General features: G+C 50.7%; 25 protein-coding genes and 1 pseudogene. 11 read left to right on the plus strand and 15 right to left on the minus strand.

Annotation, left to right across the window (positions count from 1 at the left end):
- Positions 1 to 93 precede the first annotated feature (93 nt).
- Both kdgT and yiiM read left to right on the plus strand, forming a co-directional pair.
- The gene (gene kdgT, locus QUE74_RS24365; protein WP_001166064.1) at positions 94 to 1,077 is read left to right on the plus strand and encodes a 2-keto-3-deoxygluconate transporter; all 984 of its coding nucleotides are present in this window, start codon (positions 94 to 96) and stop codon (positions 1,075 to 1,077) included.
- A 148-nt stretch (positions 1,078 to 1,225) separates the two neighbouring features.
- A complete protein-coding gene (gene yiiM, locus QUE74_RS24370; protein ID WP_001270280.1) occupies positions 1,226 to 1,900 on the plus strand; it encodes a 6-hydroxyaminopurine reductase in 675 nt (224 codons plus the stop codon).
- Positions 1,901 to 2,004: 104 nt separating this feature from the next.
- Here the strand turns inward: yiiM and cpxA are convergent, their stop codons facing one another.
- Entirely contained in the window at positions 2,005 to 3,378 is a 1,374-nt protein-coding gene (gene cpxA / locus QUE74_RS24375; protein ID WP_000580426.1) for an envelope stress sensor histidine kinase CpxA, read from the minus strand.
- On the minus strand, positions 3,375 to 4,073 hold the full coding sequence (gene cpxR, locus QUE74_RS24380) for an envelope stress response regulator transcription factor CpxR (RefSeq protein WP_001033722.1): 699 nt from the start codon (positions 4,071 to 4,073) through the stop codon (positions 3,375 to 3,377). The genes cpxA and cpxR overlap by 4 nt, the downstream gene beginning before the upstream one ends.
- A gap of 149 nt (positions 4,074 to 4,222) precedes the next feature.
- Between cpxR and cpxP the strand changes: the two genes are divergently transcribed.
- From cpxP to cdh, 5 genes are all read left to right on the plus strand, one after another.
- Complete coding sequence (gene cpxP, locus QUE74_RS24385) at positions 4,223 to 4,723, plus strand: cell-envelope stress modulator CpxP (RefSeq protein ID WP_001223800.1); 501 nt, start codon at positions 4,223 to 4,225, stop codon at positions 4,721 to 4,723.
- A gap of 148 nt (positions 4,724 to 4,871) precedes the next feature.
- Positions 4,872 to 5,774: a CDF family cation-efflux transporter FieF gene (gene fieF, locus QUE74_RS24390; RefSeq protein ID WP_001076733.1), complete on the plus strand. Its 903-nt coding sequence runs from the start codon at positions 4,872 to 4,874 to the stop codon at positions 5,772 to 5,774.
- Between the two features lie 180 nt (positions 5,775 to 5,954).
- Positions 5,955 to 6,917: a 6-phosphofructokinase gene (pfkA, locus tag QUE74_RS24395; protein ID WP_001355350.1), complete on the plus strand. Its 963-nt coding sequence runs from the start codon at positions 5,955 to 5,957 to the stop codon at positions 6,915 to 6,917.
- Positions 6,918 to 7,236: 319 nt separating this feature from the next.
- Complete coding sequence (sbp, locus tag QUE74_RS24400) at positions 7,237 to 8,226, plus strand: sulfate/thiosulfate ABC transporter substrate-binding protein Sbp (RefSeq protein WP_001045686.1); 990 nt, start codon at positions 7,237 to 7,239, stop codon at positions 8,224 to 8,226.
- A gap of 106 nt (positions 8,227 to 8,332) precedes the next feature.
- A complete protein-coding gene (gene cdh, locus QUE74_RS24405; RefSeq protein WP_001355351.1) occupies positions 8,333 to 9,088 on the plus strand; it encodes a CDP-diacylglycerol diphosphatase in 756 nt (251 codons plus the stop codon).
- 54 nt (positions 9,089 to 9,142) lie between these two features.
- On the opposite strand, the gene tpiA is transcribed toward cdh, so the two are convergent.
- Both tpiA and QUE74_RS24415 read right to left on the minus strand, forming a co-directional pair.
- Positions 9,143 to 9,910 carry a triose-phosphate isomerase gene (gene tpiA / locus QUE74_RS24410; protein WP_001216325.1) on the minus strand — a complete coding sequence of 256 codons (768 nt, stop codon included), beginning with the start codon at positions 9,908 to 9,910 and terminating at the stop codon, positions 9,143 to 9,145.
- Between the two features lie 107 nt (positions 9,911 to 10,017).
- Entirely contained in the window at positions 10,018 to 10,617 is a 600-nt protein-coding gene (locus tag QUE74_RS24415) for a YiiQ family protein (protein ID WP_000802215.1), read from the minus strand.
- A gap of 100 nt (positions 10,618 to 10,717) precedes the next feature.
- Between QUE74_RS24415 and QUE74_RS24420 the strand changes: the two genes are divergently transcribed.
- The 3 genes from QUE74_RS24420 to uspD all read left to right on the plus strand — a co-directional run bounded on the left by QUE74_RS24420 (position 10,718) and on the right by uspD (position 12,124).
- On the plus strand, positions 10,718 to 11,158 hold the full coding sequence (locus QUE74_RS24420; RefSeq protein ID WP_000155263.1) for a DUF805 domain-containing protein: 441 nt from the start codon (positions 10,718 to 10,720) through the stop codon (positions 11,156 to 11,158).
- 211 nt (positions 11,159 to 11,369) lie between these two features.
- Complete coding sequence (locus tag QUE74_RS24425; protein WP_000655991.1) at positions 11,370 to 11,669, plus strand: DUF406 domain-containing protein; 300 nt, start codon at positions 11,370 to 11,372, stop codon at positions 11,667 to 11,669.
- 26 nt (positions 11,670 to 11,695) lie between these two features.
- The gene (gene uspD, locus QUE74_RS24430) at positions 11,696 to 12,124 is read left to right on the plus strand and encodes a universal stress protein UspD (RefSeq protein ID WP_000323553.1); all 429 of its coding nucleotides are present in this window, start codon (positions 11,696 to 11,698) and stop codon (positions 12,122 to 12,124) included.
- Between the two features lie 4 nt (positions 12,125 to 12,128).
- On the opposite strand, the gene fpr is transcribed toward uspD, so the two are convergent.
- From fpr to glpF, 4 genes are all read right to left on the minus strand, one after another.
- Entirely contained in the window at positions 12,129 to 12,875 is a 747-nt protein-coding gene (gene fpr, locus QUE74_RS24435; RefSeq protein WP_000796321.1) for a ferredoxin--NADP(+) reductase, read from the minus strand.
- A gap of 96 nt (positions 12,876 to 12,971) precedes the next feature.
- Entirely contained in the window at positions 12,972 to 13,982 is a 1,011-nt protein-coding gene (gene glpX, locus QUE74_RS24440) for a class II fructose-bisphosphatase (RefSeq protein ID WP_001250644.1), read from the minus strand.
- A gap of 230 nt (positions 13,983 to 14,212) precedes the next feature.
- The gene (glpK, locus tag QUE74_RS24445; RefSeq protein WP_000136788.1) at positions 14,213 to 15,721 is read right to left on the minus strand and encodes a glycerol kinase GlpK; all 1,509 of its coding nucleotides are present in this window, start codon (positions 15,719 to 15,721) and stop codon (positions 14,213 to 14,215) included.
- Between the two features lie 22 nt (positions 15,722 to 15,743).
- On the minus strand, positions 15,744 to 16,589 hold the full coding sequence (gene glpF, locus QUE74_RS24450) for a glycerol uptake facilitator protein GlpF (RefSeq protein ID WP_000084268.1): 846 nt from the start codon (positions 16,587 to 16,589) through the stop codon (positions 15,744 to 15,746).
- Positions 16,590 to 17,013: 424 nt separating this feature from the next.
- On the opposite strand from glpF, the gene zapB reads away from it, so the two are divergent.
- Positions 17,014 to 17,259 (plus strand): septal ring assembly protein ZapB, encoded by a 246-nt coding sequence (zapB, locus tag QUE74_RS24455; RefSeq protein ID WP_001296623.1) that lies wholly within the window; start codon positions 17,014 to 17,016, stop codon positions 17,257 to 17,259.
- A gap of 38 nt (positions 17,260 to 17,297) precedes the next feature.
- Here the strand turns inward: zapB and QUE74_RS24460 are convergent.
- The 7 genes and pseudogenes from QUE74_RS24460 to cytR all read right to left on the minus strand — a co-directional run bounded on the left by QUE74_RS24460 (position 17,298) and on the right by cytR (position 23,872).
- Positions 17,298 to 17,924: pseudogene (locus QUE74_RS24460) on the minus strand (hypothetical protein).
- Positions 17,925 to 18,272: 348 nt separating this feature from the next.
- The gene (rraA, locus tag QUE74_RS24465) at positions 18,273 to 18,758 is read right to left on the minus strand and encodes a ribonuclease E activity regulator RraA (protein WP_000872908.1); all 486 of its coding nucleotides are present in this window, start codon (positions 18,756 to 18,758) and stop codon (positions 18,273 to 18,275) included.
- Positions 18,759 to 18,850: 92 nt separating this feature from the next.
- Positions 18,851 to 19,777 (minus strand): 1,4-dihydroxy-2-naphthoate polyprenyltransferase, encoded by a 927-nt coding sequence (menA, locus tag QUE74_RS24470; protein WP_001353716.1) that lies wholly within the window; start codon positions 19,775 to 19,777, stop codon positions 18,851 to 18,853.
- Between the two features lie 66 nt (positions 19,778 to 19,843).
- Positions 19,844 to 21,175 carry an ATP-dependent protease ATPase subunit HslU gene (gene hslU, locus QUE74_RS24475; RefSeq protein WP_001293344.1) on the minus strand — a complete coding sequence of 444 codons (1,332 nt, stop codon included), beginning with the start codon at positions 21,173 to 21,175 and terminating at the stop codon, positions 19,844 to 19,846.
- A 9-nt stretch (positions 21,176 to 21,184) separates the two neighbouring features.
- A complete protein-coding gene (hslV, locus tag QUE74_RS24480) occupies positions 21,185 to 21,715 on the minus strand; it encodes an ATP-dependent protease subunit HslV (RefSeq protein WP_000208242.1) in 531 nt (176 codons plus the stop codon).
- A 92-nt stretch (positions 21,716 to 21,807) separates the two neighbouring features.
- Positions 21,808 to 22,755, minus strand: coding sequence for a cell division protein FtsN (ftsN, locus tag QUE74_RS24485; RefSeq protein WP_001355352.1), 948 nt, complete (start codon positions 22,753 to 22,755; stop codon positions 21,808 to 21,810).
- A gap of 91 nt (positions 22,756 to 22,846) precedes the next feature.
- Positions 22,847 to 23,872, minus strand: a complete 1,026-nt coding sequence (gene cytR / locus QUE74_RS24490) for a DNA-binding transcriptional regulator CytR (protein WP_000644901.1) — start codon at positions 23,870 to 23,872, stop codon at positions 22,847 to 22,849.
- Positions 23,873 to 24,008 lie beyond the last annotated feature (136 nt).

The raw sequence follows: 24,008 nt of genomic DNA on the forward strand, positions 1-24,008 counted from the left end.
TTAAATGAATGTCTATCTTCGTTTTCATCAACACTGATGCTCCGTTGAGGAATTACGCATCAGCCCTTAAAAATATGCCGACAGGTGATGGAAATGCAGATAAAACGCTCGATTGAAAAAATCCCGGGGGGGATGATGCTCGTCCCGCTATTCCTTGGCGCACTGTGCCACACCTTCTCGCCGGGGGCGGGGAAATATTTTGGATCATTCACCAACGGGATGATTACCGGTACGGTGCCCATTCTGGCGGTGTGGTTTTTTTGCATGGGGGCGTCAATAAAATTAAGCGCGACGGGAACGGTATTGCGTAAATCCGGTACGCTGGTGGTAACAAAAATTGCCGTCGCGTGGGTGGTTGCGGCAATTGCCTCGCGCATTATTCCGGAACATGGTGTTGAAGTTGGATTCTTTGCCGGACTTTCAACGCTGGCGCTGGTGGCGGCGATGGATATGACCAACGGTGGACTTTACGCTTCCATCATGCAGCAGTACGGTACGAAAGAAGAAGCTGGGGCATTTGTGTTGATGTCATTGGAGTCCGGGCCGCTCATGACGATGATTATTCTGGGCACTGCCGGGATTGCCTCGTTTGAACCGCATGTTTTCGTCGGCGCAGTATTACCGTTCCTGGTGGGCTTTGCCCTTGGGAACCTTGACCCTGAATTACGAGAATTTTTCAGCAAAGCGGTGCAGACGCTGATTCCATTCTTTGCCTTCGCGCTGGGCAATACCATTGATTTGACTGTAATTGCCCAGACAGGTTTGCTGGGGATCCTGTTGGGTGTGGCAGTAATTATCGTGACCGGTATTCCGTTGATTATCGCCGATAAATTGATTGGCGGTGGCGATGGCACTGCCGGAATTGCCGCTTCCAGTTCCGCAGGGGCCGCGGTAGCGACACCTGTGCTGATTGCAGAAATGGTGCCTGCGTTTAAACCGATGGCTCCGGCAGCAACTTCGCTGGTCGCGACGGCGGTCATTGTGACTTCGATTCTGGTGCCAATTCTTACCTCTATCTGGTCACGTAAAGTCAAAGCCAGAGTGGCGAAAATCGAAATTTTAGGCACGGTAAAATAAACCTGCTTCCTTAATCCCCACAGCCGGATGAACTAACGTTCGTCCGGTTTGCGATTGAGCTCCTGCCTGGATACATACCGCGAAAACAGCACGCCTGACATAAAATAAATATGGTCTAATGGGGAAATTTCTCGTGGAGAGGGAACAGATGCGATATCCGGTTGATGTATACACGGGCAAGATTCAGGCTTATCCCGAAGGCAAACCCAGCGCAATTGCCAAAATCCAGGTTGATGGCGAATTGATGCTTACAGAGCTGGGGCTGGAAGGTGACGAGCAGGCAGAGAAAGTCGTTCACGGTGGGCCAGACAGGGCGCTGTGTCATTATCCTCGTGAGCACTATCTCTACTGGGCGCGGGAATTTCCGGAACAGGCGGAGTTGTTTGTTGCGCCTGCGTTTGGCGAAAATCTCTCAACCGACGGTCTGACGGAAAGTAATGTTTATATTGGCGATATTTTCCGCTGGGGAGAGGCATTAATTCAGGTCAGCCAGCCACGCTCCCCTTGCTATAAACTCAATTACCATTTTGATATCAGCGATATAGCGCAGTTGATGCAAAACACGGGTAAAGTGGGGTGGTTGTATAGCGTGATTGCGCCAGGGTTGGTATCTGCTGATGCGCCGCTGGAGTTGGTTTCCCGTGTCAGTGATGTGACCGTGCAGGAGGCTGCCGCCATCGCATGGCATATGCCGTTTGATGACGATCAGTATCACCGTTTGCTTTCCGCAGCCGGACTATCGAAAAGCTGGACGCGAACGATGCAGAAGCGCCGACTTAGCGGCAAGATTGAAGATTTTTCACGGCGGTTGTGGGGAAAATAACCCCCGGAGAGTAGGCCTGATAAGACGCTATCAGCGTCGCATCAGGCATTCTGCTCAAACGCCGGATGCGGCGTAACGCCTTATCTGGCCTACAAATGCGGAGTTTAACTCCGCTTATACAGCGGCAGCCAAATCACCAGCCGCAAACCGCCCAGCGGGCTGTCTTCTGCCTTCACCCAACCACGGTGCTGCTGGATAGCTGTTTCGACAATCGCCAGCCCTAAGCCCGTACCGCCAGATTCACGATCGCGCGCTTCATCGGTGCGATAGAACGGACGGAAAATCTGCTCGCGATCTTCCGGGCTAACGCCAGGACCATCGTCGTCCACCGTAATGGTGATACCATCTTTATCTACCGCAAAGCCCACCTCAATCTTCGTATGGGAATAACGCAGAGCATTACGAACAATGTTTTCCAGCGCACTTTCCAGAGCGTTCGGGTTGCCATACAGCGGCCACGGCCCAGGCGGGAAGTTAACCGTAAACGACTTGCCCATTTGTTCCGCTTCGAACGCCGCGTTATCCAGCACTTCACCCCACAACTGGTTAGCTTTCAATGTCTCGCTCACCAGCGCGTTTTTCTGCTGATTACGTGACATCACCAACAGGTCGTTGATCATGCTGTCCAGACGCTGGGCTTCGGTTTCAATACGCTCCAGTTCCTTGCTTTCACCACTACGACGGCGCAATAACGCCGTACCCAGTTGCAGGCGCGTCAGTGGCGTGCGCAGTTCGTGAGAGATATCAGAAAGGAGGCGCTGCTGGGAGGTCATCATGCGCTCCAGCGCGGTCACCATCTGGTTAAAACTGGCACCAGCGGCAAGAAATTCCTGTGGCCCCGCTTCCAGTTCCGGATGCTGGCGTAAGTTCCCCTGGGCAACTTCATCGGCCGCGTTTTTCAGCTTACGCGCCGGTTTTGCCAGACTCCAGGCCAACCACAACAGCAACGGTGTACTGACCAACATAGTCACAATCAGCAGTAATAGCGGGCGGTCAAACAGTAAGTTAATGAAATCGGATTGAGAACTGCTGGCCGGACGAATCAGATACAGTTGGTAATTATCTTCGCCATCACGCACGGAGAACGGACCGACCAGTTCCACGCGGCCATACTTTTTCTTTTGCGGGTGATCGGCGTTATCAGCCTGGCCAATAAAGTTGCGAATGATCTGCATTTCGCTGCGTTCAGCGCCGATCACGCGGCCCTCGGTGGTCACCAATAACAAACGCTGTCCTGGCGGTGCCCACTTATCAATCGCCCGGAACAGACGCCGCCACCACATTAAATCGTTGGGCGGATCGTTCGCCAGTTCCGCTTCGACATGCTGCTCAATCATCAGCCCCTGACGCTGTTCGCTATCCAGAAGCTCGGTCATCTGGCGTGAATCGAGCTTGGGTAACATCAAAACCAACATCAACACCAGCGCCAGCGTCAGCCAGAAGATGGCGAAGATGCGCGCGGTTAAGCTGCCTATCATGAAGCAGAAACCATCAGATAGCCGCGACCACGCAAGGTTTTAAACCACGGGTGACCATCTTTACGATCCGGCAGTTTACGACGCAGGTTGGAAATGTGCATATCGATAGCGCGGTCGAAAGGCGTCAGGCGTTTGCCCAGCACTTCCTGGCTTAAATGCTCACGGGAAACCACCTGACCCAGATGCTGTGCCAGCAAATAAAGCAGGGTAAACTCAGTGCCGGTTAACTCCAGCGTTTGCCCGTCGAAGCTGGCTTCCTGACGGCCTGGATTCAGCACCAAGGCATCAACTTCCAGTGTCGGTGAACCGTTGTCGTTGTTTTGCTGTTGCTCGCTCCAGTGCGAACGGCGCAGGATCGCGCGAATACGTGCCACCAGCTCACGATCATTAAACGGTTTCGGGAGATAGTCATCTGCGCCCAGCTCAAGGCCGAGAACGCGATCAAGTTCACTGCCGCGCGCCGTCAACATAATGACAGGCGTCTGGTGTGTCTGGCGAAGTGCTTTTAATGTGTCGATACCATTTTTCTTCGGCATCATGACATCAAGCAAAAGTAAATCAATGCTGTCGTCCAGAAGATCAAGCGCCTGCTCCCCATCGTGGGCAACAATCACGTTGAAGCCTTCCATCTCGAGCAGCTCCTTTAACAGGGAAGTCAGCTCTCGGTCATCATCAACTAACAGGATTTTATTCATTGTTTAAATACCTCCGAGGCAGAAATTACGTCATCAGACGTCGCTAATCCATGACTTTACGTTGTTTTACACCCCCTGACGCATGTTTGCAGCCTGAATCGTAAACTCTCTATCGTTGAATCGCGACAGAAAGATTTTGGGAGCAAATGATGCGCATAGTTACCGCTGCCGTCATGGCCTCAACGCTGGCAGTCAGTTCATTAAGCCACGCTGCTGAAGTCGGTTCAGGCGATAACTGGCATCCGGGTGAAGAACTTACGCAGCGCAGTACGCAGAGCCATATGTTTGACGGCATAAGTTTAACCGAACATCAGCGTCAGCAGATGCGAGATCTTATGCAACAGGCCCGGCACGAACAGCCTCCTGTTAATGTTAGCGAACTGGAGACAATGCATCGCCTTGTCACCGCAGAAAATTTTGATGAAAACGCTGTGCGCGCACAGGCAGAAAAAATGGCGAATGAGCAAATTGCTCGCCAGGTTGAGATGGCAAAAGTCCGCAACCAAATGTATCGCCTGTTAACGCCGGAGCAGCAAGCGGTTTTAAACGAGAAACATCAACAACGAATGGAGCAGTTGCGCGACGTGACGCAATGGCAAAAAAGTTCATCGTTGAAGCTATTGAGTAGTAGCAACTCACGTTCCCAGTAGTAAACCCTGTTTTCCTTGCCATAGACACCATCCCTGTCTTCCCCCACATGATGTGGGGGTTTTTTTTATCCTCAATTTGCCTACTGCTTAATGCATTGCAGATGATTTGCTTCCGTTATACTACCGTCAGTTGATAGCGGGAGTATTTATGAATCAATCTTATGGACGGCTGGTCAGTCGGGCGGCGATTGCTGCAACGGCGATGGCTTCGCTGCTATTGCTGATTAAAATTTTTGCATGGTGGTATACCGGGTCGGTGAGTATTCTCGCCGCGCTGGTGGATTCGCTGGTGGATATCGGCGCGTCGTTGACGAATTTACTGGTGGTGCGATATTCCCTGCAACCTGCCGACGATAATCACTCGTTTGGTCACGGTAAAGCTGAGTCCCTCGCGGCGCTGGCGCAAAGTATGTTTATCTCCGGTTCGGCACTATTCCTGTTTTTGATGGGTATTCAACATCTGGTATCTCCAACACCGATGACAGATCCAGGCGTCGGGGTTATCGTGACAATTGTGGCGCTAATTTGTACGATTATCCTTGTCTCGTTTCAGCGGTGGGTGGTGCGCCGGACGCAAAGCCAGGCGGTGCGGGCTGATATGCTACATTACCAGTCTGATGTTATGATGAACGGCGCAATTCTGCTGGCGCTGGGGTTGTCCTGGTACGGCTGGCATCGCGCCGATGCTCTGTTTGCATTGGGAATCGGCATCTATATTTTATATAGCGCGTTACGCATGGGATATGAGGCGGTACAGTCATTACTGGATCGCGCATTACCTGATGAGGAACGGCAAGAAATTATTGATATCGTGACTTCCTGGCCGGGTGTTAGCGGCGCTCACGATCTTCGCACGCGGCAGTCAGGGCCGACCCGCTTTATTCAGATTCATTTGGAAATGGAAGACTCTCTGCCTTTGGTTCAGGCACATATGGTGGCGGATCAGGTAGAGCAGGCTATTTTACGGCGTTTTCCGGGATCGGATGTGATTATCCATCAGGATCCTTGTTCCGTCGTACCCAGGGAGGGTAAACGGTCTATGCTTTCATAATCAGTATAAAAGAGAGCCAGACCCGCATTTTGTGTATAAAATACCGCCATTTGGCCTGACCTGAATCAATTCAGCAGGAAGTGATTGTTATACTATTTGCACATTCGTTGGATCACTTCGATGTGCAAGAAGACTTCCGGCAACAGATTTCATTTTGCATTCCAAAGTTCAGAGGTAGTCATGATTAAGAAAATCGGTGTGTTGACAAGCGGCGGTGATGCGCCAGGCATGAACGCCGCAATTCGCGGGGTTGTTCGTTCTGCGCTGACAGAAGGTCTGGAAGTAATGGGTATTTATGACGGCTATCTGGGTCTGTATGAAGACCGTATGGTACAGCTAGACCGTTACAGCGTGTCTGACATGATCAACCGTGGCGGTACGTTCCTCGGTTCTGCGCGTTTCCCGGAATTCCGCGACGAGAACATCCGCGCCGTGGCTATCGAAAACCTGAAAAAACGTGGTATCGACGCGCTGGTGGTTATCGGCGGTGACGGTTCCTACATGGGTGCAATGCGTCTGACCGAAATGGGCTTCCCGTGCATCGGCCTGCCGGGCACTATCGACAACGACATCAAAGGCACTGACTACACTATCGGTTTCTTCACTGCGCTGAGCACCGTTGTAGAAGCGATCGACCGCCTGCGTGACACCTCTTCTTCTCACCAGCGTATTTCCGTGGTGGAAGTGATGGGGCGTTACTGTGGCGATCTGACGCTGGCTGCGGCCATCGCCGGTGGTTGTGAATTCGTCGTGGTTCCGGAAGTTGAATTCAGCCGTGATGACCTGGTAAATGAAATCAAAGCGGGTATCGCGAAAGGTAAGAAACACGCCATTGTGGCAATTACCGAACACATGTGTGATGTTGACGAACTGGCGCATTTCATCGAGAAAGAAACTGGTCGTGAAACCCGTGCAACTGTGTTGGGCCACATTCAGCGCGGTGGTTCTCCGGTGCCTTACGACCGTATTCTGGCTTCCCGTATGGGTGCTTACGCCATTGAACTGCTGCTGGCAGGTTACGGCGGTCGTTGTGTAGGTATCCAGAACGAACAGCTGGTTCACCACGACATCATCGACGCTATCGAAAACATGAAGCGTCCGTTCAAAGGCGACTGGCTGGACTGCGCGAAAAAACTGTATTAATGATTTCGGAAAAAGGCAGATTCCTTTAGCCTGAAACCGATGACAGAAGCAAAAATGCCTGATGCGCTTCGCTTATCAGGCCTACATGAATTCTGCAATTTATTGAATTTGCAAACTTTTGTAGGCCGTATAAGGCGTTCGCGCCGCATATGGCATGGACAAAGCGCACTTTGTCAGCAATATGAGGCGGATTTCTTCCGCCTTTTTAATCCCCCAACATATACCCACAAGTTATAGCCAATCTTTTTTTATTCTTTAATGTTTGGTTAACCTTCTGGCACGCTTTGCTCATCACAACACAACATAAGAGAGTCGGGCGATGAACAAGTGGGGCGTAGGGTTAACATTTTTGCTGGCGGCAACCAGCGTTATGGCAAAGGATATTCAGCTTCTTAACGTTTCATATGATCCAACGCGCGAATTGTACGAACAGTACAACAAGGCATTCAGCGCCCACTGGAAACAGCAAACTGGCGATAACGTGGTGATTCGTCAGTCACACGGTGGTTCAGGCAAACAAGCGACGTCGGTAATCAATGGTATTGAAGCTGATGTTGTCACTCTGGCTCTGGCCTATGACGTGGACGCAATTGCGGAACGCGGGCGGATTGATAAAGAGTGGATCAAACGTCTGCCGGATAACTCCGCACCGTACACTTCCACCATTGTTTTCCTGGTACGTAAGGGCAATCCGAAGCAGATCCATGACTGGAATGATCTGATTAAACCGGGTGTTTCGGTGATCACGCCTAATCCGAAAAGCTCCGGTGGCGCGCGCTGGAACTACCTGGCAGCCTGGGGCTACGCGCTGCACCACAACAACAACGATCAGGCAAAAGCGCAGGATTTTGTTCGGGCACTGTATAAAAACGTCGAAGTTCTGGATTCTGGCGCGCGCGGCTCCACTAACACTTTTGTCGAGCGCGGAATTGGCGATGTTCTGATTGCCTGGGAAAACGAAGCTCTGCTGGCAGCGAATGAACTGGGGAAAGATAAATTCGAAATCGTCACGCCGAGTGAGTCTATCCTCGCAGAGCCAACCGTGTCGGTGGTCGATAAAGTGGTTGAGAAAAAAGATACCAAAGAGGTGGCGGAAGCCTACCTGAAATATCTCTACTCGCCAGAAGGCCAGGAAATTGCCGCGAAAAACTACTACCGTCCGCGCGATGCGGAGGTGGCGAAAAAGTACGAAAATGCGTTTCCAAAGCTGAAGTTATTTACCATTGATGAAGAGTTTGGCGGCTGGACGAAAGCACAAAAAGAGCATTTTGCTAACGGTGGTACGTTCGATCAGATCAGCAAACGCTAGTTTCTCCAGGATAATTATCAAACCCGGTGGTTTCTCGCGACCGGGTTTTTTATTTGTCACGATTTTGCGTTACCCTTGCATCTCTTTGAGGTACAGGGAAAAAAAGATGAAAAAAGCGGGTCTTCTTTTTTTGGTGATGATAGTTATCGCCGTTGTGGCTGCTGGTATTGGTTACTGGAAATTAACCGGCGAAGAGTCGGATACATTACGTAAGATTGTCCTTGAGGAATGTTTACCCAATCAGCAGCAAAATCAAAATCCTTCGCCATGTGCGGAAGTCAAACCCAATGCCGGATACGTGGTTTTAAAAGATCTTAATGGCCCACTGCAATATCTGTTGATGCCAACGTATCGTATTAACGGTACTGAAAGTCCTTTGTTGACCGATCCTTCAACGCCGAACTTCTTTTGGTTGGCCTGGCAGGCGCGTGATTTTATGAGCAAAAAATACGGCCAGCCGGTTCCCGATCGCGCGGTTTCTTTGGCGATCAACTCTCGCACCGGGCGTACGCAAAACCATTTTCATATTCATATCTCTTGTATTCGTCCTGATGTGCGCGAACAGCTGGATAACAATCTGGCGAACATCAGCAGCCGCTGGTTGCCACTGCCAGGTGGTTTGCACGGGCATGAATACCTGGCGCGTCGGGTAACGGAAAGCGAACTGGTACAACGCAGCCCATTTATGATGCTTGCAGAAGAAGTGCCTGAGGCGCGGGAACATATGGGAAGCTACGGGCTGGCGATGGTGCGGCAGAGTGATAATTCGTTTGTGTTGCTGGCGACACAACGAAATCTACTGACGCTGAACCGTGCTTCAGCCGAGGAAATCCAGGATCATCAGTGTGAGATTTTGCGTTAAGGCGAGGAGTTAAGGAAAGTAAGTGCCGGATATGAAATCCGGCACCTGTCAGACTTAAGCCTGTTTAGCCGCTTCTGCAGCTTTAACGATCACTGCGAAAGCGTCAGCTTTCAGAGAAGCACCGCCAACCAGCGCGCCGTCGATGTCTGGCTGAGCAAACAGTTCTGCAGCGTTAGACGCGTTTACAGAGCCGCCGTACTGGATGATCACTTGTTCAGCGATGTTAGCGTCAACTTTAGCGATGTGGTCACGGATGAATTTGTGAACAGCCTGTGCCTGCGCCGGAGTTGCCGATTTGCCAGTACCGATTGCCCATACTGGTTCGTAAGCGATTACCGCACCTTCGAATGCTGCAGCACCCTGAGTTTTCAGTACCGCGTCGATCTGACGTGCACAAACTTCTTCAGTTTTGCCCGCTTCGTTTTCAGCTTCGGTTTCACCGATGCACAGAACCGGAGTCAGACCCTGCTCTTTCAGCACCGCGAATTTTTTCGCGATCAGTTCGTCAGACTCTTTGTGGTAAGTACGACGTTCAGAGTGGCCGATGATGATGTACTGTGCGCCGATGTCTTTCAGCATAGCAGCAGAGGTTTCACCGGTGAATGCGCCGGACAGGTTCAGGTCCACGTTTTGCGCACCCAGCATGATGTGGCTGCCTTCAGCTTCGCGCTTCGCCATATCGATGTACATTTCCGGTGGTGCGATTGCAACCGCACAGCCAGCAACACCTGCCAGCTCTTTACGCAGGTTAGAAACCAGCTCGTGAACCATGTGGCGGCTGCCGTTCAGTTTCCAGTTACCCATCACTAAAGGATGTCGCATTTTAATTCTCCACGCTTATAAGCGAATAAAGGAAGATGGCCGCCCCGCAGGGCAGCAGGTCTGTGAAACAGTATAGAGATTCATCGGCACAAAGGCTTTGCTTTTTGTCATTTATTCAAACCTTCAAGCGATTCAGATAGCGCCAGCTTAATCGGTTCAACAGCGAAGGTCAGCCCCTTTTCGCCGTTGTCCGCGACAACATAGCGTAGTGCACCTTCAGTCTCGGTGTAATAACGTTTGTTTTTCCCCGCCGTTAGTAGCGACTGCAGTTTTTTCTGGCTTTGTGTTTTGGTCATTAATGGGGTGAGTGTGCGGATCACCGCTGCCATGTATTCCTGAGCTTTCGTTTTCGCGGCTTTTTGCTCTGGCCCCTGGATGGGTAGCCAGGTCATTTGAATGCTTTTGATTTTTAAGGTACCGCGCTCCAGCGCTGTAGAAGCATACAAGTTCTCATTAATTTTACTTGCAGCACGAGTGAGATTGGCTTTGTCGGGACTGCTGTCGATGGCACGAAATTCGTTCAGTGGCAGGCTGGGGTTCTGGCTGTTAAAGTCTTCTCGAAACTGGCTGATGGAGAGATCGAAAGTAGGGGCTCCAGCCAGCAGATAAGGCGCGGTCGTTGCCGTATCTGGTGTTTGTGCATGCGCCGCTGTTGTAACGGTTAATGCAGAACATAAGAGAAAAAACAGCGTACACCCTGGCTTCATTGACAGTACCTTTTGTTATGACTGGCTCCGATTAAAACGATATCTGTCGCCCTTGTCAAAAGGGTAGAATCCTGGAAAAGACAACCATCAAGGAACTTACATGACCATACAGCAATGGTTATTTTCATTTAAAGGGCGTATTGGACGCCGTGATTTCTGGATTTGGATAGGCCTGTGGTTCGCAGGCATGCTGGTGCTTTTCTCACTGGCGGGTAAAAATTTACTCGATATTCAGACCGCGGCGTTTTGCCTTGTGTGCTTGCTTTGGCCAACAGCGGCAGTAACCGTTAAGCGCTTGCATGATCGCGGGCGTTCCGGCGCCTGGTCATTTCTGATGATTGTGGCGTGGATGCTGCTGGCGGGTAACTGGGCGATTTTACCTGGTGTCTGGCAATGGGCGGTGGGGCGTTTTGTCCCGACGTTGATTCTGGTGATGATGCTTATCGATCTTGGTGCGTTTGTTGGCACACAAGGCGAAAATAAATATGGTAAAGACACTCAGGATGTGAAGTATAAAGCCGACAATAAATCAAGTAATTAACCTTTAATATATCTCTTACTGCTATTTTTTTCCGGGATTGTTATTTCCACCATGCAAATGACAATGCCCGGAAAATCCTTCTGAGCTCTTCACCTTAAGCAATATCAAAAAAAATGGTAATCCATAAGATCATTACTTGTTTGTTCTTCCCTTAACGGCGCATTATTCTTAAGTCGTAATCGACAGAGAGGCGAATATACAGAGGTGCCCTATGAAAGATGTCGTAGATAAATGCAGTACTAAAGGATGTGCGATTGATATCGGTACGGTGATTGATAACGACAACTGTACCAGTAAGTTTTCGCGCTTTTTTGCCACCCGCGAAGAAGCAGAGTCCTTTATGACTAAACTGAAAGAGCTTGCCACCGCTGCATCCTCTGCGGATGAAGGGGCCAGCGTGGCCTATAAGATTAAGGATCTGGAGGGGCAAGTTGAACTTGATGCGGCCTTCACCTTCTCATGCCAGGCCGAGATGATTATTTTTGAGTTATCACTGCGTTCGTTAGCTTGATGGAGTTGCTTTAGAAGGAGTTAAACATGGCTTATAAACACATTGGCGTGGCAATTTCCGGGAATGAAGAAGATGCCTTACTGGTGAATAAAGCCCTGGAGCTCGCCAGACATAATGACGCTCACCTGACGTTAATTCATATTGATGATGGCTTAAGCGAGTTGTATCCGGGTATCTACTTCCCTGCAACAGAGGATATTCTTCAATTGTTGAAGAATAAGTCGGATAACAAGCTGTATAAACTGACGAAAAATATTCAATGGCCGAAGACAAAACTGCGTATTGAACGTGGGGAAATGCCGGAAACACTGCTGGATATTATGCAACAAGAGCAGTGCGACCTCCTTGTCTGTGGTCATCACCACTCATTTATCAACCGTTTGATGCCGGCATACCGCGGGATGATCAATAAGTTGAAAGCGGATCTGCTCATCGTGCCGTTTATCGATAAGTAACCGCTTACCAGTAATGCTCCGCTGTCATATGGCCCGGTCGACGACGTAAATGTTTCGTCATCTGCCGGGTTTCTTTTAGCAACTGTTGCGTATCGCGAACCATCTGTGGATTGCCGCACAGCATCACATGGCTGGTTTCTTTATCCATCGGCAAGCCCACCGCACTTTCCAGTTCACCACTTTCAATTAACGCCGGTATTCGCCCGGTGAGCGAACCCGCCGCCGTTTCCCGACTGACCACCGTCTGAATGCGCAGTTTCCCTTCGTAGCGTTTTTCCAGTTCTTGCATCAGTGGCAGATAACTTAAGTCGGCGGCATAACGTGCGGCGTGAACCAGAACCAGATTTTTGAAGCGATCTAAATCTTTGCCCAGTTGCAGAATTGATAAATAAGGGCCAATCGCTGTACCGGTTGCCAGCATCCACAGTGTTTCGCAGTCAGGGACCTCATCCAGCACAAAGAAGCCAGCTGCTTCGCTAACCACCTGTACTTCATCGCCCGGTTTCAGTGCCGCTAATCGTGGGCTTAATTTTCCATCGGGCACGGTCACCAGGTAAAACTCCAGATCGGGATTATCAGGAGAGTTAACGTAGGAATAGGCACGCTGGACGCGTTCGCCGTCAATTTCAAGGCCTAGTTTGGTGAATTGCCCGGCAGTAAATGGAAGCACGGGAGCGTGAACGGTGAGACTAAACAGGGCGTCGGTCCAGTTCTGCACTTTAGTGACTTTGCCTGTTACCCAATCAGCCATGTTTTTCTCCTGTTTTGATTGACTTGCCTTATCTTCGTTCTCCGAACAAAAAAATTCCAGTCCCGAAGGACTGGAAGGCTCAATCGATCAAATCACTCAGAGAATGTGCACCTGCATTTCCGGGTCTTTACGATCCAGATAGTGGATGGATTGAATGCGACGAATGGTGCGTGATTTACCGCGGATCAGCAGTGTTTCGGTGGTGGCGATATTGCCTTTGCGGCTAATACCTTCCAGCAGATCACCTTTGGTGATGCCAGTGGCAGAAAAGATGACGTTGTCGCTGCGCGCCATATCGCCCAGACGCAACACTTTACCCGCTTCGATGCCCATCGCTTTGCAGCGCGCCAGCTCCTGCTCGCCAATGCGGCGATTTTCTTCGTTGTCGCCTTTGACGTCATGACGTGCCAGCAGACGACCATTCATGTCGCCATCTAATGCGCGGATCACCGCCGCAGAAACCACGCCTTCCGGCGCGCCACCAATACCGTACAGCACGTCAACTTCGCTGTCTGGCATACAGGTGAGAATTGAGGCTGCCACATCGCCATCCGGAATAGCAAATACGCGCACGCCGAGTTGCTGCATTTCTGCGATAACGGCATCGTGGCGCGGTTTTGCCAGAATCGTTACCGTCAGTTCGCTCAACGGTTTGCCGAGCGCCGCCGCAACATTGCGCAGGTTATCCGCCAGCGGCAGGTTCAGATCAATGGTGCCTTTGGCTCCCGGTCCGACGATCAGCTTCTCCATATACATATCTGGCGCGTTGAGGAAGCAGCCTTTATCGCCTACTGCCAGCACCGCCAGCGCGTTAGCCTGGCCCATCGCCGTCATGCGCGTGCCTTCAATCGGATCAACAGCAATATCTACCGCATCACCGCGACCGGTACCGACTTTTTCACCAATGTAGAGCATCGGTGCTTCGTCGATTTCACCTTCACCAATGACGATGGTGCCGTCAATGTTGACCTGGTTGAGCATAATACGCATGGCGTTAACCGCCGCGCCGTCCGCGGTGTTTTTATCGCCGCGTCCTAACCATTTGTAGCCAGCCAGCGCCGCAGATTCGGTGACGCGGGAAAATTCGATGGCAAGTTCTCGTCTCATAGCAAACTCTAAGCAGTAAGGAATGGCGCGAAGTGTAGCACAGGGGAAGGGCGGGATTATTGATGTGTGCGGGGGTTGCCCCCGCACGATTTCAGAGTCTACGACATGCCGGATGCGGCGTGAACGCCTTATCCGGCCTACACAAAATGGCATCGGCTCGTAGGCCTGATAAGACGCGTAAGCGTCGCATCAGGCGATCAGTATCAGGCAATTGGTTCAGATGCCTGATATTACTCGTCGTGTTCTTCCCACGCCATCGCGCGTTTGACCGCTTTTTTCCAGCCAGCGTAACGGTAATTACGCTCGGTGGTTTCGATGCCAGGACGGAACTCGCGCTCAATCACCGCTTTCTCTTGCAGCTCGTCAAGATTCTGCCAGAAGCCTACCGCCAGACCGGCAAGATAGGCCGCACCCAATGCGGTGACTTCGCGTACTTCCGGGCGTTCAACGCGCGTGCCGAGAATATCGGACTGGAACTGCATCAGGAAATTGTTCGCCACCGCGCCGCCGTCCACGCGCAGGGCGTGCAGACGAATACCAGAATCGGCCTGCATCGCTTCCAGCACGTCACGCGTCTGATAAGCAATAGACTCCAGCGTCGCGCGTATAATGTGGTTAGCGTTCACTCCACGGGTCAGACCGAAAATCGCCCCGCGCGCATACGGATCCCAGTATGGCGCACCCAGCCCGGTAAAGGCCGGAACCACATACACACCGTTGGTGTTTTGCACTTTGGTGGCGAAATATTCGGAATCGTAGGCGTCATTAATCAGCTTCATCTCATCGCGCAGCCACTGAATGGATGCGCCTGCCATAAACACCGCACCTTCCAGCGCATAGTTTACTTCGCCAGTTGGGCCACAGGCGATGGTGGTCAGCAGACCGTTTTCTGATTTCACCGCTTTCTCGCCGGTGTTCATCAGCATAAAGCAGCCAGTGCCATAGGTATTCTTCGCCATCCCTTCTTTCACGCACAACTGACCAAACAGCGCCGCCTGCTGGTCACCGGCGATCCCGGAGATTGGAATACGCGTGCCGCCTTTGCCGCCAATGTTAGTCTGACCGTACACTTCGGAAGAACGACGCACTTCTGGCAGCATCTCGCGCGGAATATCCAGCACTTCCAGCATTTTGTCGTCCCAGTCCAGGGTATGGATGTTGAACAACATGGTACGAGAGGCGTTGGTGTAATCGGTCACATGGACACGGCCCTGAGTCATTTTCCAGATAAGCCACGTATCAACCGTACCAAACAGCAATTCACCACGACGTGCACGCTCGCGAGAGCCTTCCACATGGTCGAGGATCCACTTCACTTTGGTGCCAGAGAAGTACGGGTCAATCACCAGACCGGTATTGCTGCGGATATAATCTTCTAAACCGTCACGTTTTAAATGCTCGCAGATTTCTGCGGTACGACGGCACTGCCAGACAATGGCGTTATAGATAGGCTTGCCGGTTTCTTTTTCCCAGACAATAGTGGTTTCACGTTGATTCGTAATACCGATAGCTGCAATTTGATCGGAACTGATATCGGCTTTCGCCAGCACTTCTACCAGCGTGGAGCTTTGGGTGGCCCAGATTTCCATTGGGTCGTGTTCTACCCAGCCTGGTTTTGGGTAGATTTGCTCAAATTCGCGCTGTGACACGCTAATGATATTGGCATCGTGATCCATTACGACCGCGCGGGAGCTGGTGGTGCCTTGGTCGAGCGCAACGATATATTTTTTTTCAGTCATGTTTAATTGTCCCGTAGTCATATTACAGCGAAGCTTTTTGTTCTGAAGGAGTTGTGGTCTCCTTTTCTTCCACAACACAGATATCGCAAGGCAAATGGCGACCAATCAGTTTGCGATAGGCAAATGCACCTACAATCGCGCCAACGATAGGGCCAAAAAGCGGCACCAAGAAGTAAGGAATGTCTCTGCCGCCGGTAAAGGCGACATTGCCCCAGCCCGCCAGCCAGGCAAAGACTTTCGGACCGAAGTCACGCGCTGGGTTCATGGCAAAGCCCGTCAATGGGCCCATAGATGCGCCAATGACCGCAATCAGTAGACCAATCAGCAAGGGAGCCAAAGGGCCGCGTGGTACACCGTTGCCATCGTCCGTTAACGCCAGGATCAGCCCCATCAGAATAGCGGTAATCACCATCTCAACTGCGAAAGCCTGCACAAAATTGATATGAGGATTAGGGTAAGTAGAGAAAGTGCCAGCCAGATCAACACTTTCAACGCTGCCGCGAACAATGTGATGAGTCTGTTCGAAGTCGAAAAATAAATTGTAGTAAAGCCCGTAAACTAAAGCCGCAGCGCAGAAAGCGCCGGCAACTTGTGAAACGATAAAAGGAATAACTTTGCGCTTGTCGAAACAGGCAAACAGCCACAATGCAATGGTAACAGCGGGGTTAAGATGCGCGCCGGAAACCCCTGCGGTCAGGTAGATGGCCATTGCCACCCCCAGTCCCCAAATGACACTGATTTCCCACTGACCAAAAGACGCACCAGCGACTTTTAGTGCTGCAACGCAACCCACACCGAAAAAAATCAACAACCCGGTACCGAGGAATTCAGCAATGCACTGGCCTTTCAAGGTTGATGTTTGACTCATAATCGGATCCTGAAGAGTTAATGTTTGTTGTATGCGTGAAAGTCACGGACCTCCACGATGCTTGTAGGCATGCTGTAAACTTATCGTTAACGAGCAAAAACGAGAAATATCGAACTTAAAATGTGTGTGCTTCGTCATAAAATGAGCGTTATCGCGCCATTTATTCCATCTGATTGTACATGATGCATGTTTGTTAGATCATTCGTGCAACAAATTTATTAACATTTTCGATTTGCGTGGATTATGTCTCCAGGAGAAGGATGAAAAGTGTGGCAAACCGTAATCTGCAAGGCGTGCCGCTGGACAGCGATGGCGCGGCTTCATACAATCGGAGCTAACTAAAGTGCGCTCGTATTTATTAAGGCGTCACCGGTAATCGGGACGAGGATTTTTATCCATCAACGCCTTGCAATTCAGGAGAGGTATGACAATGTCATTAGAAGTGTTTGAGAAACTGGAAGCAAAAGTACAGCAGGCGATTGATACCATCACTCTGTTGCAGATGGAAATCGAAGAGCTGAAAGAAAAAAACAACTCACTGTCGCAGGAAGTTCAAAATGCCCAGCATCAGCGCGAAGAGCTGGAGCGTGAGAACAACCATCTGAAAGAACAGCAGAACGGCTGGCAGGAACGTCTGCAGGCCCTGCTGGGTCGCATGGAAGAGGTTTAATCTCTTCCACGCAGAGGCGCCGCAAGGCGCCTTATTTTTTACTTCACTGCATTTTTAGCGGAAAGCATAATCTCCATCGCCTGTTGGCGATATTTATCTGCCGTATCTGGCGCCATTAATGCAATGATCCCCACAGCCCTAGGGGTGTCTTCAAGATAAACACTGATGGTTCTTTTCTGCTGACCATCAAAATTTATCAACACATCCTGATACTTACAGGTGAAATGTTTGGCATTACAATCATGAAACTGGAAGGCTTCCTCATTGTATTGATCCTTGAGATTGTCTCGCTGCTTCTTCTTTAACGCTTCCAGCGGGTCATCGGCGCTACGTCCTGCGGGCAGGCGGAAAGCAGAAATGAAGACGCTATTATCCTCACTTCTTATATCAATGGTTTTATTAGTACTAATGGAAACCGTATTCCAGTGTCGGTTCGGGATAGTCACGGTTATCGCAGCATTCTCAAAGGTATATTGTCACGGGGTAAACATACGAAACGTATTGCCGACTTTGGATAAAAGCAGGATTCCCAATACCCAACAGCACCCGCGAGTAAAACTGGCGAAGTTACGTTTTTTTTTAATAAATACGCACAGAATACCTGACACAAGCACGGGAAGTAACAACGGCCCCAGAAATACTGAACCGATATACTCGCCAACCATGCCAGGATCTCCAGACAGTAGGTTGCTGTGCTGAAGATGACTAAGAAAAGTAGTTATTATCCATAGTATTAATAAGATAACGTATTTCATATCAATCCATTATTATTTAATACGTTCGCTACTAACGATGATTCATATCCCTATTCCCAGAATAGTTAATTTACCATATAGCATTAATTTTTAATGCTGCATATTTTTATGAAATGATTTATCGATAATTAATTTATATTGTCAGATGTGAACTATTGATATTTAAAATGAATTAAATAAAAACAAACGATAGTCTTTATGAATATTTTGCATATAAAAAAGGGGAATTTAATTCCCCTTTTAACGCATGGCAGGTACTTATTCAATATCCAGCGGATCTTCTGAAAGAATAATTCCGGTATTGTCGGCATAAAGATGGTCACCGGAGAAGAAGGTGACGCCGCCAAAATTAACGCGGACATCGCTTTCGCCAATGCCTTCGCCAGCGGCACCGACTGGAATTGCTGCCATCGCCTGGATGCCGATATCCAGCTCTTCCAGGTCATCTACCTGACGCACCGCGCCGTAAATGACCAGGCCTTCCCATTCATTTTGTACTGCCAGACGCGCCAGCTCAGCATCGACCAGTGCGCGACGAACAGAACCACCGCCGTCAACGACGAGAACACGACCACGGCCATTCTGTTCGAGCAGATCGTACAGCAACCCGTTGTCCTCGAAACATTTTACCGTGATTATTTGTCCGCCAAACGACGCCCGTCCGCCAAAGTTGGAGAACAGCGGTTCCACGACGTTAACATCTTCTTGATAGATGTCACAAAGCTCGGAAGTATCGTATTTCATAGGCTTAACATTCAGTTGCTGCGAGAATTTTCAGTATATCGCGCTATGTGGGCTGTTGGCAAAATCATCAATTGTTAATTGATATTTGTCAGTTATGCTGCCCACTGGCTTAGGAATATCCCTAAAACAAACAGCACGTTAGTCAGTAACGCTCCCTTGACAGTGCGTTCCAGCATCGGTCGCATCGCCACCGGGTCCATTTCCCGCATCACATAACGGGCTTGCTTCACCAGTAATGGTGCCGCCAGCAGGAACAGCCAGCCCCACAGGCTATGCAGTGAAAAGAGATTAAACAGCGCCAGACACACCAGAGAGCCCATCAGCAGGCAGGCATGATAACGACGCGCGTTCACTTCACCTAAGCGCACTACCAGCGTGTTTTTGCCATTTTCGCGGTCGCTATTGATATCACGCAGGTTATTAATGTTCAGTACTGCCGTTGCCAGCAGGCCGCATGCGGTCGCCGGAAGGATCAACGCCGGAATCAACGTATGAGCCTGTAAATACCAGCTGCCCATGACGCTTAACCAGCCAAAGAAAACCAGTACGGAAATATCACCCAAACCGATATAACCATAAGGACGATTGCCCACGGTGTAGGTGATAGCGGCAATGATCGACAACCCGCCAAGAATCAGGAAACCGACAAAATCGGCCAGCGTATGGCACGCCACTGCAACCAGTGCCAGCCCGGAGAGACAGATGAGCACGACGGTAATAATGAGCGCCCGTTTCATCTCTTGCTGGGTAATGACCCCTTTTTGCATGCCACGTAGCGGGCCAATGCGGTCAGGTTTATCGCTGCCTTTTACTGCATCGCCGTAATCATTAGCGAGGTTAGAGAGAATTTGAAGCAGTCCGGCGGTAATCAGTGCCAGCAGGGCGACCAGCGGATCGAAGTGACCTTGCCACCATGCCAGCGCCGTCCCGACGATAATTGCAGCAAAGGCGAGGGGGAGGGTTTTAGGTCGTAAACTTTCCAGCCACGCCTGAGTTCGGCTAATTTGTTGTTCAGTCATAATACGCGCCAATAAAAATGGGGCCTTTCAGCCCCATCAAACAATGATGAAAATGATTGAACGCGATTATAGGATAAAACGGCTCAGATCTTCATCTGCCACCAACGCATCCAGATGTTTGCTCACATAATCTGCGTCAATAGTGATGGTTTGACCGCTTAAATCGCTGGCGTCGTAGGAAATCTCTTCCATTAAACGCTCCAGAACAGTATGTAAACGACGAGCACCGATGTTTTCGGTAGATTCGTTCACCTGCCATGCTGCTTCCGCGATCCGCTTAATACCGGAGTCGGTGAACTCGATATTTACGCCTTCAGTCGCCATCAATGCTTTGTACTGCACGGTGATAGAGGCATTCGGTTCGGTCAGAATACGCTCGAAGTCGCTGGTGGTCAGTGCCTGCAGTTCAACGCGGATTGGCAGACGACCTTGCAGTTCCGGGATCAGGTCAGACGGTTTCGCAATCTGGAACGCGCCAGAAGCGATAAACAGAATGTGGTCAGTTTTGACCATCCCGTGTTTGGTGGAAACGGTGCAACCTTCTACCAGCGGCAGCAGGTCACGCTGAACGCCTTCACGAGAAACATCCGGACCGGAAGACTCGCCGCGCTTACAGATTTTGTCGATTTCGTCGATAAATACGATCCCGTGCTGTTCAACGGCGTCGATAGCGTCTTGCTTCAGCTCTTCCGGATTCACCAGTTTCGCCGCTTCTTCTTCAATCAGCAGCTTCATGGCGTCTTTGATTTTCAGCTTACGCGCTTTTTGTTTCTGACCACCCAGGTTCTGGAACATGGACTGCAGCTGGCTGGTCATCTCTTCCATTCCCGGAGGCGCCATAATTTCAACGCCCATCGGTGCTGCGGCAAGATCGATCTCGATTTCTTTGTCATCGAGCTGGCCTTCACGCAGTTTTTTGCGGAATGCCTGACGAGCAGCGGACGGTTCCTGCTGTTGTTCGGTCTGTCCCCAGTTGTTTTTAGCCGGTGGGATCAGCACGTCGAGAATACGTTCTTCTGCCAGTTCTTCAGCGCGATACCGGTTTTTCTCAATAGCCTGGACGCGTACCATTTTCACGGCGGCATCGGTCAGATCGCGGATAATAGAATCCACTTCCTTACCTACATAGCCCACTTCGGTGAATTTGGTCGCTTCAACTTTGATGAACGGCGCATTCGCCAGCTTAGCCAGACGACGAGCGATTTCAGTTTTACCGACACCGGTCGGGCCGATCATCAGGATATTTTTCGGGGTCACTTCATGGCGCAGCTCTTCGTTAAGCTGCATGCGACGCCAGCGGTTACGCAGTGCAATCGCCACGGAACGCTTGGCGTTATCCTGGCCGATGATGTGTTTATCCAGTTCGCTGACGATTTCGCGTGGGGTCATTTCAGACATGGGAGATCCTTACGCTTTGTAGCTTAATTCTTCGATGGTGTGGAAATGGTTGGTATAGATGCAAATGTCGCCTGCAATATCCAACGCCTTTTCAGCAATTTCACGAGCACTCAATTCAGTGTTTTCTAACAGCGCGCGCGCCGCAGCCTGGGCGTAAGGGCCGCCGGAGCCGATAGCAATAAGATCGTTTTCTGGCTGCACCACGTCACCGTTACCGGTGATGATAAGCGATGCAGTTTCATCCGCGACTGCCAGCAGTGCTTCAAGTTTGCGTAACATGCGATCGGTACGCCAGTCTTTTGCCAGCTCAACGGCGGCTTTGACCAGATGGCCCTGATGCATTTCCAGTTTACGTTCAAACAGTTCGAACAGCGTAAAAGCATCCGCAGTACCGCCCGCAAAGCCCGCGATGACTTTGTCGTTGTACAGACGGCGGACCTTTTTCACGTTACCTTTCATTACGGTATTGCCCAACGTGGCCTGACCATCACCAGCGATGACCACATGGCCGTTACGGCGTACGCTTACTATAGTTGTCACGAGCTGACCCCTTGGTTACGAATACAGAGTACAAACCCCGTACAAAAGTACGGGGCATAATGCAATTATAGATGGGGGGGATTTTGAGGGTTTCAACCCCCGGTAGCGAGTCGAATACAGTTTGTATGACCCGCCATCTTCAAGCGATTGAGGGTGCTGTCTGCGTTCTCTTTGCCTTTCACCGGGCCAATGACCACACGATTCCAGCCATTGTTGGTGGTGATCTTCGAGTCAAAGCCTTCAAACGCCAGCTGAGCACGTACCGTCTCTGCCTGTTCCGCGCCTCTGAACGAACCGCACTGCACCATCCAGCGGCGTTCGTCTTTTTTCTCCGCCGTCGGTTTTGGCGCGTCAGCGGCCCGGCTAACAGGCGCGACTTGCTGTGACTTCGGCTGCGCCGCGGCAGTGTGTGCTGGCGTTTGCAGGAGATCCTGGTACGGCTGCTGAGCCGCCTGGCGAGTCTGCTGCGTCTGGCGCGGTGGTTGCTGCGCTTGCGCGGTACGCGGTTGTTGATATGCCTGCTCAGCCTGACGCTGCTGCTGTTGAGCCGCCTGAATCTGACGCTGTTGTGCCTGACGTTGAAGCGTTTGCTGACGCTGTTCCGGCGTCTGTTCATTCCATGGGACTTCAACCAGTTGCGTTGGTTGCTGGCGCATATCAGCCTGCATTTGTTCAAGAAGCTGACGTTGTTCTGGTGTCAGTTGTTCCGGCGTTTTCACTTCACCACCGGCAGAAGGTTCTGTTGGTGCACGCACACCCGGCTGGCGACTTTCCAGCTCTTTAATGTAGCGCCAGCGTTCTTCTGGTTTCGGTGGTAATCCGTTTCCGGTCACTTTCTGGCTTTGCAGCGTCTCGGACTCTTCTTTCTTGTGATGCGTAATGAAGTACAGACCACCGATAAAGGTCACAAGAACGGCGGCAGCAATAGCGACCATTGCGGGAGAAACCGCAGGCAGATTTCGTTGCTTTTTCCGTGAGGTGCTTTTTTTTCGCCGCGAAGGTGCCGGTTGGCTGCGGCGTACATAATCTCGTTGTGCCACTATCGTTTCGCTGTATTTATTCGTTCGTCAGCCCGCCATGTTACTTAAGCGGCGGGCCTTTGACCAGTCACGGCAGTCTTAAAGGTTTACTTTAAGGTAACGCGCGTGTTGATCCCCGGATGATAAGTTCGCAGTCCATTAAACGAGAGCCACTGCCAACGTGTTGCCCCTGCATTTGATCAAGCAATAACAGCATAGCTTCCCGACCGATTTCGTAACGCGGCTGCGCGATGGTTGTCAGCGGCGGATCACAAAATTGCGTCAGGTCGATGTTATCAAAACCGATTATGGATAGATCATCCGGGACTTTCAGCCCCTGGCGTTTTGCCTGAGAAAGTGCGCCGAGCGCCATTACATCGCTATGGCAGAAGACAGCAGTAGGCGGTTGCGGAAGAGCAAGCAGCTGTTGCATCGCGTTGCTTCCGGCTTCAAAGGAGAAGTCGCCCCGGGCGATGTATTGCGGATCAACCATAATGCCGCAGCGACGCAGCGCCTGAACGTAGCCTTGCAGGCGGTAGTGACACAGCGGCATCTCTTCGGGACCGGCTATACAGCCAATCCGTTTATGACCTTGCTCATATAAATAATTTACTGCATCAAATGCCGCGGTCAGATTGTCGATATGAACTGTAGGCAGCTCCAGTTCCGGCGCAAATTCGTTCGCCATCACCATCGGCGGCAGATTACGCTGTTCCTCAATGCTGGCATCAAACGGCAGCCTTGAACCCAGCAGCAACATGCCATCAATTTGCTTGGTGATAATCAAATCGATAAAGGTTTTTTCCTGCTGATTTTGATGCGCACAGTCGCCAATCAGCACCAGATATCCGTGATTTGCCGCCGTAACTTCGATACCGCGAATAATTTCGCTAAAGAAGGGATCGCAGATATCCGGGACAATCACCAGAATGGTGCGGGATTCATTACGTTTGACGTTGCGCCCCATAGGCTGCGGCAAATAACCTACTTCCCGGGCCGCTTTTTCAACCCGATTACGGGTGGCCTGGGAGACTTTATCGGGATTCATTAATGCTCGGGAGACGGTCGCTGTAGAGACTTTTGCCTTCAGGGCAACGTCTTTCATGGTCGCGGCAGTTTCCTGCTTCTTCGCTTTCACACTCACTCCTCGCCCGGCACGGCAGGCGTACTACTTCCATGTTTACTTCACATCGGCAACATTTTTAGCAGATAGCGCGTGAAAACGGTTACAGAATTTTCATGAAAAGTGTGATGAATATTGAATTTTTCGATCC

The sequence above is a fragment of the Escherichia sp. 10290 genome (genome assembly GCF_030295155.1).
In the GTDB taxonomy this organism is placed as follows: domain Bacteria; phylum Pseudomonadota; class Gammaproteobacteria; order Enterobacterales; family Enterobacteriaceae; genus Escherichia; species Escherichia coli_F.

Bases quoted from the DNA above. Each gene is read 5' to 3' on its own strand.
- kdgT (WP_001166064.1), top strand. From the start codon at position 94: ATGCAGATAAAACGCTCGATTGAAAAAATCCCGGGGGGGATGATGCTC.
- yiiM (WP_001270280.1), top strand. From the start codon at position 1,226: ATGCGATATCCGGTTGATGTATACACGGGCAAGATTCAGGCTTATCCC.
- cpxA (WP_000580426.1), bottom strand. From the start codon at position 3,378: ATGATAGGCAGCTTAACCGCGCGCATCTTCGCCATCTTCTGGCTGACG.
- cpxR (WP_001033722.1), bottom strand. From the start codon at position 4,073: ATGAATAAAATCCTGTTAGTTGATGATGACCGAGAGCTGACTTCCCTG.
- cpxP (WP_001223800.1), top strand. From the start codon at position 4,223: ATGCGCATAGTTACCGCTGCCGTCATGGCCTCAACGCTGGCAGTCAGT.
- fieF (WP_001076733.1), top strand. From the start codon at position 4,872: ATGAATCAATCTTATGGACGGCTGGTCAGTCGGGCGGCGATTGCTGCA.
- pfkA (WP_001355350.1), top strand. From the start codon at position 5,955: ATGATTAAGAAAATCGGTGTGTTGACAAGCGGCGGTGATGCGCCAGGC.
- sbp (WP_001045686.1), top strand. From the start codon at position 7,237: ATGAACAAGTGGGGCGTAGGGTTAACATTTTTGCTGGCGGCAACCAGC.
- cdh (WP_001355351.1), top strand. From the start codon at position 8,333: ATGAAAAAAGCGGGTCTTCTTTTTTTGGTGATGATAGTTATCGCCGTT.
- tpiA (WP_001216325.1), bottom strand. From the start codon at position 9,910: ATGCGACATCCTTTAGTGATGGGTAACTGGAAACTGAACGGCAGCCGC.
- QUE74_RS24415 (WP_000802215.1), bottom strand. From the start codon at position 10,617: ATGAAGCCAGGGTGTACGCTGTTTTTTCTCTTATGTTCTGCATTAACC.
- QUE74_RS24420 (WP_000155263.1), top strand. From the start codon at position 10,718: ATGACCATACAGCAATGGTTATTTTCATTTAAAGGGCGTATTGGACGC.
- QUE74_RS24425 (WP_000655991.1), top strand. From the start codon at position 11,370: ATGAAAGATGTCGTAGATAAATGCAGTACTAAAGGATGTGCGATTGAT.
- uspD (WP_000323553.1), top strand. From the start codon at position 11,696: ATGGCTTATAAACACATTGGCGTGGCAATTTCCGGGAATGAAGAAGAT.
- fpr (WP_000796321.1), bottom strand. From the start codon at position 12,875: ATGGCTGATTGGGTAACAGGCAAAGTCACTAAAGTGCAGAACTGGACC.
- glpX (WP_001250644.1), bottom strand. From the start codon at position 13,982: ATGAGACGAGAACTTGCCATCGAATTTTCCCGCGTCACCGAATCTGCG.
- glpK (WP_000136788.1), bottom strand. From the start codon at position 15,721: ATGACTGAAAAAAAATATATCGTTGCGCTCGACCAAGGCACCACCAGC.
- glpF (WP_000084268.1), bottom strand. From the start codon at position 16,589: ATGAGTCAAACATCAACCTTGAAAGGCCAGTGCATTGCTGAATTCCTC.
- zapB (WP_001296623.1), top strand. From the start codon at position 17,014: ATGACAATGTCATTAGAAGTGTTTGAGAAACTGGAAGCAAAAGTACAG.
- rraA (WP_000872908.1), bottom strand. From the start codon at position 18,758: ATGAAATACGATACTTCCGAGCTTTGTGACATCTATCAAGAAGATGTT.
- menA (WP_001353716.1), bottom strand. From the start codon at position 19,777: ATGACTGAACAACAAATTAGCCGAACTCAGGCGTGGCTGGAAAGTTTA.
- hslU (WP_001293344.1), bottom strand. From the start codon at position 21,175: ATGTCTGAAATGACCCCACGCGAAATCGTCAGCGAACTGGATAAACAC.